This is a genomic window from Pseudomonas sp. R62 (assembly GCF_000257605.1).
Taxonomy (GTDB): Bacteria; Pseudomonadota; Gammaproteobacteria; order Pseudomonadales; family Pseudomonadaceae; genus Aquipseudomonas; species Aquipseudomonas atacamensis.
The window spans coordinates 657,406-669,665 of the sequence record NZ_JH635998.1; the positions used below are offsets into that span (position 1 = coordinate 657,406).

Annotated in this window: 11 protein-coding genes and 1 pseudogene; 2 read left to right on the forward strand and 10 right to left on the reverse strand. The window is 61.1% G+C overall.

The genetic code is table 11. The annotated features are described in order from the left end of the window. From OQK_RS04445 to OQK_RS04480, 9 genes and pseudogenes are all read right to left on the reverse strand, one after another. On the reverse strand, positions 1 to 876 hold an 876-nt coding region (locus OQK_RS04445; RefSeq protein WP_038860554.1), incomplete at its 3' end, for a PAS domain S-box protein. A gap of 74 nt (positions 877 to 950) precedes the next feature. Next, positions 951 to 1,589 (reverse strand): LysE family translocator, encoded by a 639-nt coding sequence (locus OQK_RS04450; protein WP_016771303.1) that lies wholly within the window; start codon positions 1,587 to 1,589, stop codon positions 951 to 953. Between the two features lie 61 nt (positions 1,590 to 1,650). Continuing rightward, a pseudogene (locus OQK_RS29050) lies at positions 1,651 to 1,782 on the reverse strand (glutathione transferase); the annotation flags it as partial. Further along, positions 1,781 to 2,515: a hypothetical protein gene (locus tag OQK_RS04455; protein ID WP_081489827.1), complete on the reverse strand. Its 735-nt coding sequence runs from the start codon at positions 2,513 to 2,515 to the stop codon at positions 1,781 to 1,783. The pseudogene OQK_RS29050 and the gene OQK_RS04455, both read right to left, overlap by 2 nt. A 134-nt stretch (positions 2,516 to 2,649) precedes the next feature. Next, on the reverse strand, positions 2,650 to 3,981 hold the full coding sequence (locus tag OQK_RS04460) for an MFS transporter (RefSeq protein WP_016771305.1): 1,332 nt from the start codon (positions 3,979 to 3,981) through the stop codon (positions 2,650 to 2,652). A gap of 188 nt (positions 3,982 to 4,169) precedes the next feature. Further along, positions 4,170 to 5,096: a hydroxymethylglutaryl-CoA lyase gene (locus OQK_RS04465; protein ID WP_016771306.1), complete on the reverse strand. Its 927-nt coding sequence runs from the start codon at positions 5,094 to 5,096 to the stop codon at positions 4,170 to 4,172. Beyond that, positions 5,093 to 6,286 carry a CaiB/BaiF CoA transferase family protein gene (locus tag OQK_RS04470; RefSeq protein ID WP_016771307.1) on the reverse strand — a complete coding sequence of 398 codons (1,194 nt, stop codon included), beginning with the start codon at positions 6,284 to 6,286 and terminating at the stop codon, positions 5,093 to 5,095. Before OQK_RS04470 ends, OQK_RS04465 begins: the two co-directional genes overlap by 4 nt. Positions 6,287 to 6,533: 247 nt before the next feature. Then, positions 6,534 to 7,445, reverse strand: coding sequence for a LysR family transcriptional regulator (locus OQK_RS04475; protein WP_016771308.1), 912 nt, complete (start codon positions 7,443 to 7,445; stop codon positions 6,534 to 6,536). A 62-nt stretch (positions 7,446 to 7,507) separates the two neighbouring features. Then, on the reverse strand, positions 7,508 to 8,812 hold the full coding sequence (locus OQK_RS04480) for a hypothetical protein (RefSeq protein ID WP_016771309.1): 1,305 nt from the start codon (positions 8,810 to 8,812) through the stop codon (positions 7,508 to 7,510). Positions 8,813 to 9,030: 218 nt separating this feature from the next. Between OQK_RS04480 and OQK_RS04485 the strand changes: the two genes are divergently transcribed. Next, a complete protein-coding gene (locus tag OQK_RS04485; RefSeq protein WP_016771310.1) occupies positions 9,031 to 9,708 on the forward strand; it encodes a hypothetical protein in 678 nt (225 codons plus the stop codon). Here OQK_RS04485 and yiaY read toward each other — a convergent pair. After that, positions 9,669 to 10,817: an L-threonine dehydrogenase gene (gene yiaY / locus OQK_RS04490; RefSeq protein ID WP_016771311.1), complete on the reverse strand. Its 1,149-nt coding sequence runs from the start codon at positions 10,815 to 10,817 to the stop codon at positions 9,669 to 9,671. The genes OQK_RS04485 and yiaY overlap by 40 nt on opposite strands. A gap of 154 nt (positions 10,818 to 10,971) precedes the next feature. Between yiaY and OQK_RS04495 the strand changes: the two genes are divergently transcribed. Beyond that, on the forward strand, positions 10,972 to 11,991 hold the full coding sequence (locus OQK_RS04495; RefSeq protein ID WP_016771312.1) for a DUF4917 family protein: 1,020 nt from the start codon (positions 10,972 to 10,974) through the stop codon (positions 11,989 to 11,991). Positions 11,992 to 12,260: the final 269 nt, after the last annotated feature.

Sequence of the window (12,260 nt, forward strand, 5' to 3'; positions counted from 1 at the left end):
ATCGTATTGCGCCATGCGCTTGAGCCGCGCATGCAGTTGCTGGCGTTCGATGGCCGTGGCGACTTGTGCGCAGACGTATTGCAGCAGTTCCTTGTCCTGCTCGGTGTAGCGTTCACCGCCCGCGAGGCTTTTGACGATCAAGGCGCCGATGGTGCCGTTTTTTGAGCTCAGCGGTACGCCGAGCCAGCAAGGCGCGTTCTGCTCCGCCACCAGCGCAGCGAAGTCGGGCGTGGCATCGGCGCTGTCCGGAGTCAGCAACATTGGCTGGCCGCTGCGGATCACTTGCGCGCAAAGCCGTCCGATGACGGTGCCGGGCTGCTCGGGCTGCGATTCGTGATCGTCGACGTGATAGGGAAAATTCAGCTGCGCGCAGTTTTCGTCATACAGCGCCACGGAAAAATTCAGCGCCGGCAGCCATTCGCCAATGAGCAAATGAACCCTTTTGAACAGCGCCAGCAAATCTTCCGCCGCATGCGCCGCCTCGGAAATTGCGTACAACGCCGCTTGCCGCGATTCGGCCTGCTTGCGCTCGGTGATATCGCGGGCGACGGCGATGCGCAGTTGGTCGACCTCCGACCAGCGCGCCGACCAGGAAATATGCGCGACGCTGCCGTCCTTGCGCAGGTAGCGGTTCTCGAAATTGTGCTTCGGGTCGCCGCCCATGATTTCGCCAGCGGCCGCGAGGGTGCGCTGGCGATCGGCCGGGTGCACCAGCTCGATCATCGAGCGGCCGATCAGCTCGTCAGGCGTGTAGCCGAAAATCCGCTCGCAGGCAGCGCTGACAAAAACGAAACGGCCCTGTTTGTCGACCGCGCAAACGGCGTCCAGCAACAGGTCCATGTAGCTCGCCAGCGGCGCAGGGTTAGGGCTTTCCATGGTTCTACGGGATGTCCGCACAGTGCAGCGATTTCAATCGTCCGTGATCGTGGTTGCGCGTCCCTGCCATTTCATCAAGTCTTGTTCGGCAGCAGCCCCGGCAGCGCGTGCATCAACGCATTGATGGCGAAGCCAATAAACATCACGCCGCATAAACGGGTGATGAGCAGTTCATGACGCTGATACACCGTGCGCACCCGCTGCGCGCCGACCACGCCGATGAGGATAGCGTAAGCCAGCGCACCGCCGATAAAGCTCAGGGCGATCAGCGCCGGCAGCATCGACCAATTGAGCAGTTCGGCGCGGCTCGACAGCAGCGCCGTAAAGGTCGCCACCGCCACCGGATAGGCCTTGGGATTGGTCAGGCCGAAGACGATGCCGTGCCAGAACGGCTGCCGCGCCGCGCCTTGCGCCTCGTCGCCGCTACGGCGTTGGGCACGCACCGCACGCCAGCCGAGCCAGAACAGGTACACCGCGCTGAGCACGCCGAGCACATCGAACGCGGTGCTGCCGATTTCCCGCGCACCGACAATCGCCACTAGCGCGGTGCTGCACCAGATCACATCGCCGAGCAGATGCCCACACAGAAACCCCGCCCCGGCCCGCCGGCCATGGGCCGCGCCAATCCCGAACACCGCCAGCACGCCCGGCCCGGGGGTGATCCCGTAGATGAAACCCGAAGCCAGAACGGCCAACAGCAATGATGGAGTCATGAGAAACCTGCAAGCGCCAGAACACGTGGCGCAGAGTCTATATCACCGAGATTGAAGCGGATCAGGGTTCGTCGCAGAAACGCATGCCGGAGTACGGTTTCTGCCGACACGCAGCCAGCCGCGACTGCAAATCGCCGACATGGGCTTCCAGCTTGTGGCCGTCGGGGTCGAGAAAGTAGAACGACGCGCCTTCAATAGCCTCTCAGATTTTCGGGAACGAAATATTGCTGTCCGTCATAGCGCAACGTGGTCAGCACCGGCTTTTCGTGGGTAGTTTTCGACTCGCAGGTGTCGGGTGGCCCCTCACCGACCAGGCCCGTAGTGACCGAGCGGACAATGATATCGGCGTAACCATGGGAACTGGTTTTGCCCATCTCAAGCGTACGCACCGTCTCCGAGCGCTCTCCGGCACAATTGCCATCCCATTCGCCACTGAAGCTGTAGACGACCAAACGATCCAGCACCGGGCGCAGTTTGTCGCCCTCTTTCACGTAGAGCGACAGCAGGGTTTCATCCAGCGGATTGACGCGCGACGAGCCTTTGAAATGGGCGCGTACGCCGAAGGCACGGAGGTCGGACGTGAGTTTATAACGCGCCGTATCCAGCTCCAGACTCTCCAGCGCGATGGCATCGGAGAGAAACGCCGACCGCTGATGATAGGTCGCCAGCGGCTTGGGGCTGCCAGCGGTAGTGACGGCCAGAGCCAGATCGTATGAACCCACCCTGCCGTCCTGGCCATAGACGGGATCGGGCACGAACGTCGATAGCGCGGTAATCGTCAGCGACGGATAAGCCGGCCAGTCCTTGCACAGCGAGAAATCCGCTTCCGCGCTGACCGCTGGCGGTGTGCAATCGGCCCACGCCTGCCCAGCCATGAACCATCCGCAGAGCGCTACTGCGCTGATCCAATTGGACTTCATTGTCAATTCCCGCTCCTTGAAGATATTTCCTGGCGCGCACTATCCCTTTCTGCATTGAAGGATTCAACAGATCAGGCCAGCGAATCTTCTCATGTGTCTGAAGCCTGCTCGCGAAGGCGTCATCGCCAACGCCGCCAATCTCAATACTTGTCCAGCGTACGCAACTTCTGCGGCAAGCCCCACAGCAGCAACGCTGCGGCGATCAGCGCGGCGACGCCGATGACGTACAGCGCCGGGGTGGTGCTGCCGGTGAGGTCCTTGATGCGTCCGACCATGACCGGGCTGACAATCCCACCGAACTGCCCCAGGGTATTGATCACCGCGATCCCGCCTGCCGCGCCGGCACCGGCGCCCGCCAACAGTTTCGGTGGCAGGGTCCAGAAGCTCGGAATCGAAGCGATGATGCCGGCGCCAAGCAGGCCGAGCGCGACGATCAGGAAGGTCGTGTGGCTGGCGAAGATTCCTGCGCTGAAGAAGCCGATCGCGCCGACGATCACCAGCCCGGCGACAAACTTGCGCCGCTCACCGGTGGCGTCTGACAAGCGCCCGATCACGACCATGCTGATCGCCCCGCAGATGTACGGAATGGCGGTCAGCAGGCCGATCATCACCGGGCTTTCGGTGCCGGCGCTGCGGATCAATTGCGGTGCCCAGAAATTCAACCCGTAGGACGCGACCTGAATCAGGAAGTAGATCAAACCCAACGTCAGGAACCCGGGAATTTTCAGCGCCGCGAGCAATGAGCCGCCGCTCTTGTGTGGCTCGTGATGGGCGATGCGACTGGAGAGCAATTTCTTCTCGTCAGCGGTCAGCCAGTGCGCATCCTCGATGCGGTCCTTGAGCTGCGTCAGCACCAAGAAACCGAGGGCGATGCACGGCACGCCACCGAGCAGGAACAACCAATGCCAGCCGCGCATCTGCAATACGCCATCGAGGTGTTGCAACACCAGCCCTGAGAACGGTGCGCCGACCAGCCCGGCAAACGCCGAGGCCAGAAACAGCATCGAGGTGATGCGGCCACGGAAGTGCTGCGGAAACCACAGGGTCAGGTAATACAGCACGCCCGGAGCAAACCCGGCTTCCATCGCGCCGATGACGAAGCGCAGCGCATAGAACTGCCATTCGCTGTTGACGAAGACCATCGCCGCCGTCGCCACGCCCCACGACATCATGATCCGCGCGATCCAGCGTCTCGCGCCGACCTTGTACAACATCATGTTGCTCGGCACTTCGAACAGCACGTAACCGACCACGAACAGCCCGGCGCCCAAGCCATACGCGGTATCGCTCAGGCTCAGGTCGGTCTGCAACTGAAATTTGGCGAAGCTGATGTTGATGCGATCGAAGAAGGCGAACAGGTAGCAGACCATGATCAGCGGCATCAGGCGCCAGGCGACTTTGCTGACCAGGGCTTTTTCGGCGTCGTGATCGACGGACGGATTCACGCCCGCCTCCATTACGTTGAGGCTCATAGATTTTTCTCCAGGCGGACTACCGATGGGCGTCCGATTGTTTTTGTTGTCTGGTGATTACGCTCACTGTGGAGCGCTTTTGTGTGGGAGCTGGCTTGCCAGCGATGGCGTCAGTTCAGCTAACGCTTTCGTTGAATTTGCTGCCGTCATCGCGGGCAAGCCCGCTCCCACAGGGGTACTGGTGTGTCTCAGGTCGGCATCGGATGCAGATCGCAATTGCGCCCGGCCTTGGCCAGTTGGCCGGGGACATCGTGGCCCAACAGCGCCGGCAAGCCGCGCGAAAGCTTCAGCAACAGCGGCAAATCGATGCCCGTGTGAATGCCGACTTCATCGCACAGATTGACCAGATCTTCGGTGCAGATATTGCCCGACGCCCCCGGGGCAAACGGGCAGCCGCCGAGGCCACCCAGCGCCGCATCGAAGCGCCGCGCGCCGGCCTCGTAAGCGGCCAGCACATTGCACAGACCAAGGCCTCGAGTGTTGTGGAAATGCAGGGTCAGATCGGCCGGCGAAACCCGCTGCAAAACGCGCCGCACCAAGCGATCGACCTGACGCGGATTGGCCATGCCGGTGGTGTCGGCGAGGCTGATGCCCTGAATGCCGAGCTCTTGATAAGCGTCGACGATTTGCAGCACGCGATCCTCGTCAATCTTGCCTTCGAACGGGCAGCCGAACGTGGTGGCGATGCTGCCGTTGAGGCGCACACCTGAGCCGCTGACAAACGCAACGATGTCAGCGAACGCCGCCAGCGACTCTTCGCAACGCATGCGCATATTGGCGAGGTTGTGGGTCTGGCTGGCAGACATCACCAGGTTCAACTCATCGGCATTCGCCGCCAGTGCGCGTTGCGCGCCTTTGAGGTTGGGAATCAACGCCACGTAAATAACACCCGGCTGACGCTGAATGCCGTTGAACACTTGCTCGCCGTCACGCAGGGCCGGAATGGCTTTGGGCGAGACGAACGAGCCGGCCTCGATGCGGCTGAATCCGGCCTGTGACAATTGATTGATCAGGGCGATCTTGTCAGCGGTTTCCACCCATGTCGGCTCGATCTGCAAACCGTCGCGGGGCGAGACTTCCTGGACGATCAGGGTTTGCGAATAGTCAGTGATCATTGCACCACCCCCTGGCCTTTCAGACGTTCAATGTCGAGTTCAGTCAGGCCAAGATTGGCGAGAATATCGTCGGTGTGCTGGCCCAGTTTCGGCCCCGACCAGTTCACCCCGCCGGGCGTCTCCGAGAGTTTGGGGACAATGCCGGGCATCTTCACCGTTGCGCCGCCAGGCAAGTCGGCATTGAGCAGCATGTCCCGCGCCTGATAGTGCGGATCGGCGACGATGTCAGCCACCGAGTAGATGCGCCCGGCCGGCACTTCGGCAGCTTCGAGAGCAGCCAGTACCTCGTCGATCGGCAGGCTGCTGGTCCAGTGTGTGATGGCTGCATCGAGCAAACCGCTCTGCGCCGCGCGGCCGTCGTTGTGGGCGAACTCTTCTGCCTCGGCCAGATCAGCGCGGCCGATGGTGTGCATCAGACGCTTGTAGATCGGGTCGCTATTGCCGGCAATCACCACGTAGGCGCCGTCGGCCGTGAGGTAGGTATTGGAGGGCGCGATACCCGGCAGGGCACCGCCGCTGCGTTCGCGGACATGGCCAAGCATGTCGTATTCCGGCACCAGACTTTCCATGACGTTGAACACGCTTTCGGCCAGCGACACATCGACGATCTGTCCACCGCCCTGCCCGGTCTTGACCCGCAGCAGCGACATCAGCGCGCCAATCACCGCGTGCAGCGAGGCCAGCGAATCGCCGAGGCTCACGCCGACTCGCGCCGGTGGCGAATCGGGATTGCCGGTGGTGTAGCGAATGCCGCCCATGGCCTCGCCAATCGCACCGAAACCGGGCCGGTCGCGGTACGGGCCGGTCTGGCCGTAGCCGGAGATACGCACCAGGGTCAGGTTCGGATTCAGCGCATGTAGCACGTCCCAACCCAGACCGAGCTTTTCCAGCGCACCGGGGCGCAGGTTTTCAATGATCACGTCGGCGTCGCCGGCCAGTTGCTTGACCAGTTCGATGCCTTCAGCGGATTTGAGATTGAGCGCCAGGGATTTCTTGTTGCGCGATTGCAGGTACCACCACAGCGATGTGCCTTCGTGCAGCTTGCGCCATTTGCGCAGCGGGTCGCCCTGACCAATGGCTTCGATCTTGATTACCTCGGCGCCGAACTCGGCAAGCATGCGCGCGGCAAACGGCGCGGCGATCAGGGTGCCGATCTCGATCACTTTGATTGCACTCAAAGGGGCAGTCATCGCGGGGTACCTCTTGTTCTTGGAATATGTCGCCAAGGCTAGAGGAACGATGATCGGAGAATCCAGCCGTCTCTCGGCAAAGGGCGTTCGCGAAATGCGAATGCTTCAGCGATGTGGTGAATTCGAAGCCGCTTTCGCGGGCAGGCCCGCTCCCACAGGGTTCGAAGTCAGCCGCACAATTTGCATACACGCTGGAAACTGTGGGAGCGGGCTTGCCCGCGAAGAGGCCGGCCCATTCAATAGAGATTCAGGCGCCCTGCCCGCGCAAATGCTCAAACAACATCCGGCTCACCGGCGACAATCCCGCCTCATCGCGCACCACCACAATCAGCGCGCGATCGGACCAGTTGTCGGTCAGCGGCACCGCACGCAAGCCCAGTGCCTGACCAAACAACTCATAGGCTCGCTGCGGCAGAATGCCGATGCCCATGTTCGCCTGGACCATCCGGCACACCGCATCGAATCCCGGCACATGAATGCGGATGCGCAGGACTTTGCCGGCCTGCCGCGCCGCCGCATGGGTACGCATGTTGATCGAACTGGCTGCGTGCAAGCCGACGTAATCGCTGTCGAGAGTTTCATCGAAAGTCACCGATGCGCACGTAGCCAACGGATGCTCCGGGAGCATCACCACCACCAGTTTGTCCTGGCGGTACAACACGCTGTGCAGGCCTTTGGTGTCGCTGTCGTCGGAGCAGATGCCGAGGTCGGCGACGCCATCGAGCACGCCCTGAATCACCCCGGCGCTGGGGCGTTCTTCAAGGTCGGTCTTGACCTGCGGATGCCGCGCGGAGAAGTCGCGCAAGTCTTCGGGCAGGAACTGAATGATCGCCGAAAGATTGGCCAGCATGCGCACGTAACCCCGCACACCATGGCTGTGCTCACCCAGCTCCAGGCCCATCTTTTCCACATTGAAGAGCATCTGCCGGGCGTGGTGCAGCAGGGTTTCACCGGCCGGCGTGAGGATCATGCCTTTGGCCTGACGCACGAACAAAGCGATGCCCAGCGCCTCCTCCAACTCCATCAGGCGCTTGCTCGCCGCCGACACCGCGATGGCCTCGCGCGCAGCCGCACGGGTCAGCGTGCCTTCCTCGTGGACGGCGACGAACAGTTGCAGAGTGATCAGGTCGAGACGGCGGATCAGGCTTTTTTGCAGCATGGTGGGCTCGAAGGCAGGGTTCATCCGAGCCGGCAGGATAGCCCGGTTTTACCGCTGACTGCTCAGTTGCCCATGCTGGCGCGCTGTTTTATGACAGGTGCGGTCAGCAAGCGAACCAGCTGCGCGCTGTCGTCCCTGCGACCCAACACCAGGATCGAAGAGCCTTGCAGGCAGGCATCGATGGCTGGCCATGAAATATCCTTCGCGCCCTCGACATCAAACGAATCATCCACTGCGCCATCGACCAGAAAGCCTCCCGTCAGCAAGCCTCGTGCGCTGCCCGAGGTCTGTCCGACCGCCACAATACGTTTGCCAGCGATGTCATCCAGCGCAAACCCTGTTTGCCAACCTCTCAGGTCGAGTTCATGCGCCGTCGGGCTGAGGACAGGGTTGTTGAACGCGTTATCCATTTGGCCAGCGTAGGTAATACCACTGATGAATCCATGTTGCAGTTTCGTGTCTTGCGTTGACTCGACCGCCGCACCGAGCAAAAGCAGGCGCTGCGCCGTTTGCACAGCGATGTTGGTCACGTGGCTTTCGAGCGTCTTGCCATCCCGTTTAATGTTCAACAGCAATATGCCCTGATCGCCGAACGCTTGTGCAACTTTCCCGTTGTGGTCGAACGCCATGACCAATCCCTGATTGGTTACTTCCGTTTTGCCATGCAGCAGGATCCTCCCACCGTCGAGCTGGATGATCCCGGACAGCGAAATGGCCACGCCTGGCAGCGACAGGGGCAGCCAACCGTTGCTGGCGAACGATAAATCGACCGAGCCATCGAGATTGAATCGCGTCAACAGGCCACTGCCCTTTTGCGCGGTCACAAACAGCAGCCTGTCCGGCTGCGCAAGCTGCGGATCGGATTTGGCCAGCAGCAGTTGCCCATGGGTGGCCCCAAAAAGTGCCGGAATCCGCATGGGCACAATCCGGTAGCCATTACTGTCGCCGCCGAACTCGATATCCGGCGAACCGTCGGGCAGAAACCGCGCGATGACTTGTTGATATTCAAGAGTCTGGTCTTTGACCACGCCAATCACACCGCACATCCAGATCCGCCCGAGCGCATCAACGATCAATGGCCCGCCTTGGGTGAGCGAGCCTGTGCCGAACCGGCCGCTGAGATATCCGCCGGTGCCGAAATCCGGGTCCGGATTGCCATCGGCATCCAGGCGCGCAAGGCCGTAGTACGAATGGCCCGATTGCTCGACGGTAGCGCTGACCATGATCTGCCCCGAAGGCGTGATAGACACGCCTTCGGCAATGGTCTTGGCCGCTCCGGGAAATTTCAGCGTTCGCAGACCAAACAGAGCGTCCAGCTCCCCGGCTGACTGCGCGGTTGGGGGCAATGGCGCGGTGGATTCCGGCATGTTCGTATTCTCCTGTGGGATCGACATCGATCCCCTCGCTGAGAGCATTCGACCCGAAGAAGCCACGCCGGACAACTGACACAAATGACAGTTTTTTAGAAGAAAACGAAATTGATCACCGTGCAAAAAAGACTGGAGGACTGGTAGTTCTTACAGGTTCGAATTCAGGCACGTCATGCCAACCTCAGCGTTCAAATCAGCCATGGACGAGAAGAACGATGAGCACTCGCGACGAGCACATGCCACAACCGGCCCCGGCGCCGACCATCACCTACCCCGAGGAAGCCAGCACGACGGGACCTGCGACATTGTTGCTCGGCAGCGGCATACCCGATGCGCTTGTACAGGTCTGGAACATTGAAAACACCCAGTCGCTCGGTGCAGGGCTGGTCAGCGCAAAGGGACGATGGGCGTTCAGCATCAGCGGCGCCCAGGCTCCAGGCCAGCAGAAGATTCACGCCCACCAGACGTATGCAGGCATCACGTCCGAATGGAGCGAAGAGCGCGGATATGAGGTGCGACTGCGGCCCGAAATCGACGTCCCGGGCGTCTTCGTACCGCTTGAGGGAGCGGAGGTAAATGCGCCTGTGATGTTGTCGGGAGATGTCACGCGAGCCGAGGGTTTCGTCAGTATTTTCGATCTGGACACTGGCCTGGAGATTGCCAGGGCAGCGGTCGAAAGCGACCGGAAATGGCAAACACCGGCGGCACACTCATTGGCAGTCGGGCAGTACCGTATATCCGCCGTTCACAACATCGCCGGCCAGGTTTCAGATTGGGGCCGTGTGCGGACATTTACCGTGGTCGCAGAAGCAAGCGAAGGACTGTTCGACTTCGCTCGCCTGCGCGCCTTCATTCAAAACGCGTTGCGGAAAATTTCCTCGATCTGGCGCTGATCTGCCGCCCGTGGATTGGTCAGTCCGCACGCATCCTTCAAAGCATTGGTGGCGAGCACCGGGATGTCGCTGAGTTTCGCGCCCAGCTCACGCAGTCCGCCGGGAATCTCGACGTCCTTGGCAAGGTTGCGAATGGCATTGATCGCCGCCTGCGCGCCCTCCTCTGCGCTGAAACCACGAATATCCGCGCCCATGGCGTGGGCGACATCCCTGAGTCGGTCAGCACAGACCAGCGCATTGAAACTCTGCACATGCGGCAACAGCACGGCGTTACAGACGCCGTGGGGCAAGTCGTAGTAGCCGCCCAACTGATGCGCCATGGCGTGGACAAATCCGAGCGAGGCGTTGTTGAACGCCATGCCGGCGAGGAACTGCGCGTAAGCCATGTTCTCCCGCGCCGCCAGGTCGCTGCCGTCGCGCACAGCCAGACGCAGGTTGTTGCTGATCAGGCTCATCGCTTTAAGCGCGCAAGCATCGGTGATCGGGTTGGCGGCGGTCGAGACGTAGGCTTCGATAGCGTGGGTCAGCGCGTCCATGCCGGTGGCGGCGGTGAGGCCTTTGGGCATCGCGACCATCAGTTCCGGATCGTTGACTGACAGCAGGGGCGTGACGTTGCGGTCGACGATGGCCATTTTCACGTGGCGCGATTCGTCGGTGATGATGCAGAAACGGGTCATTTCGCTGGCAGTGCCGGCGGTGGTGTTGATAGCGACCAGAGGCAATTGCGGCTTGCTCGAGCGGTCGACGCCTTCGTAATCGCCAATCTGCCCGCCATTGGTTGCGCACAGGGCGATGCCCTTGGCGCAATCATGTGGCGAGCCGCCACCCAGCGACACGACGAAATCGCAACGGCTTTCCTTCAACAGCCCCAAGCCGGATTCGACATTGGCCGTGGTCGGGTTCGGTCTGGCGCCATCGAAGATCACCGAATCGATGTCCTGCATCGCCAGTTTCTCGGCGATCATTGCGGCCACGCCAGCCTTGGCCAGCCCGGCATCGGTGACAATCAGCGCCTTGCGAAAACCATAATTGCGGATCGCGACCATGGCTTCGTCGAGGCAGCCGCTGCCCATGATGTTGACCGCCGGAATGAAGAAGGTGCTGCTCATCGTGTGTCTCCTGACTGAAGCCGGATCGACTGCCTCGATTCGGCGGGTGCACACAGGATCGACCGATCGGTCACGAGCAATGTTGATCTGGCTCAATGTCCGCTCGTGATAAAGTCGCCGTCCATCTGCCCTTTGTTTTGAGACCGCCCACGCAATGACCGATTTTCTCGATGTCGACGCCACCCTCGAAAACTGGAATGCCTTGCGCACCGCGAACGATTTCCAGGGTTTGCTGGTGGGCAATGGCGCCAGCCGCGCGGTGTGGGATGACTTCGGCTACGACTCGCTGTTCGAAAACGCCCGTACGGTCGAAGAGAAACCGCTGAGCCCATCGGAACTGGCGGTGTTCGACGCGCTGCAAACCCGCAGCTTCGAGCAAGTGCTGGGCGCCCTGAAAACCACCAGCCGGGTCAACAAGGCCCTGGCGGTCAGCTCGGCGGCGCCGCGCAATCGCTATTACGCGATCAAGGAAGCGCTGATCAACACGGTGCACGCGGTGCACATCCCGTGGCGGCTGGTGCAGCCTTCGACGCTGGCGGTGCTCAATGCTGAATTGGCGCGCTATCGCACGGTGTTCACCACCAACTACGACCTGCTCAATTACTGGGCACTGCAACATCCCGGCGAGGCCATTGACGACCTGTTCAACGGCGCGGACGCGAGTTTCGATCTGAGCCAGAGCGCCACCGACAAACCGCGTCTGCTGTACCTGCACGGTGGGCTGCATCTGGTGCGTAATCAGGACGGCACCGCGCGCAAACTGACCTCGACCGAGGGCACCCTGCTCGGCAGTTTCGCCATCAACAATACGATCAAGACCCTGGACGACGTGCCGCTGTTCGTCACCGAAGGGCCGAGCGCTGACAAGCTCAAGACCATTCGCAGCTCGGATTATCTGTCGTTCTGCTACGAGCAGTTACTGGCCCATGGCGACAGCCTGTGCATCTTCGGCCATGCGCTGGGCGAGCAGGATGCGCATCTGGTGCGGGCGCTGCGCCTGGCCAGACCGAAGTGCGTGGCGGTCTCGATTTATCCGCGCAGTGCCGCGTTCATCCAGCATCAGAAGCGTCACTACGCCAAGGTGTTTGAAGGTACCGGCGTTGAGTTGCGGTTCTTTGATGCCAAGAGTCATGCGTTGGGCGATCCGAAATTGTCGGTACCGGTTGAGGTTTGATATTGGCCGGGCTGACGCCTTCGCGAGCAGGCTCCCACAGAGTTTTATGGCGAACCAACAATCTTCTTTCAATCCCAAATCCCTGTGGGAGCTGGCTTGCCAGCGATAGCGGTGAATCAGTCGACATTAATGTTGCAGATGCCGTCGCCATCGCTGGCAAGCCAGCTCCCACATTTGAATGCATTCCACCTGTGGAATGTATTGGCCTCAGAGTACAGGCAGGGTCTTGTCCTTGATGACTTTGGTCGGGCTGTTGGCCTGCACCGAGG

Excerpts from the sequence above, each read along its gene's own strand:
- OQK_RS04475 (WP_016771308.1), bottom strand. The coding sequence starts at position 7,445 with ATGCTGCAAAAAAGCCTGATCCGCCGTCTCGACCTGATCACTCTGCAA.
- OQK_RS04460 (WP_016771305.1), bottom strand. The coding sequence starts at position 3,981 with ATGAGCCTCAACGTAATGGAGGCGGGCGTGAATCCGTCCGTCGATCAC.
- OQK_RS04480 (WP_016771309.1), bottom strand. The coding sequence starts at position 8,812 with ATGCCGGAATCCACCGCGCCATTGCCCCCAACCGCGCAGTCAGCCGGG.
- yiaY (WP_016771311.1), bottom strand. The coding sequence starts at position 10,817 with ATGAGCAGCACCTTCTTCATTCCGGCGGTCAACATCATGGGCAGCGGC.
- OQK_RS04485 (WP_016771310.1), top strand. The coding sequence starts at position 9,031 with ATGAGCACTCGCGACGAGCACATGCCACAACCGGCCCCGGCGCCGACC.
- OQK_RS04465 (WP_016771306.1), bottom strand. The coding sequence starts at position 5,096 with ATGATCACTGACTATTCGCAAACCCTGATCGTCCAGGAAGTCTCGCCC.
- OQK_RS04495 (WP_016771312.1), top strand. The coding sequence starts at position 10,972 with ATGACCGATTTTCTCGATGTCGACGCCACCCTCGAAAACTGGAATGCC.
- OQK_RS04470 (WP_016771307.1), bottom strand. The coding sequence starts at position 6,286 with ATGACTGCCCCTTTGAGTGCAATCAAAGTGATCGAGATCGGCACCCTG.
- OQK_RS04450 (WP_016771303.1), bottom strand. The coding sequence starts at position 1,589 with ATGACTCCATCATTGCTGTTGGCCGTTCTGGCTTCGGGTTTCATCTAC.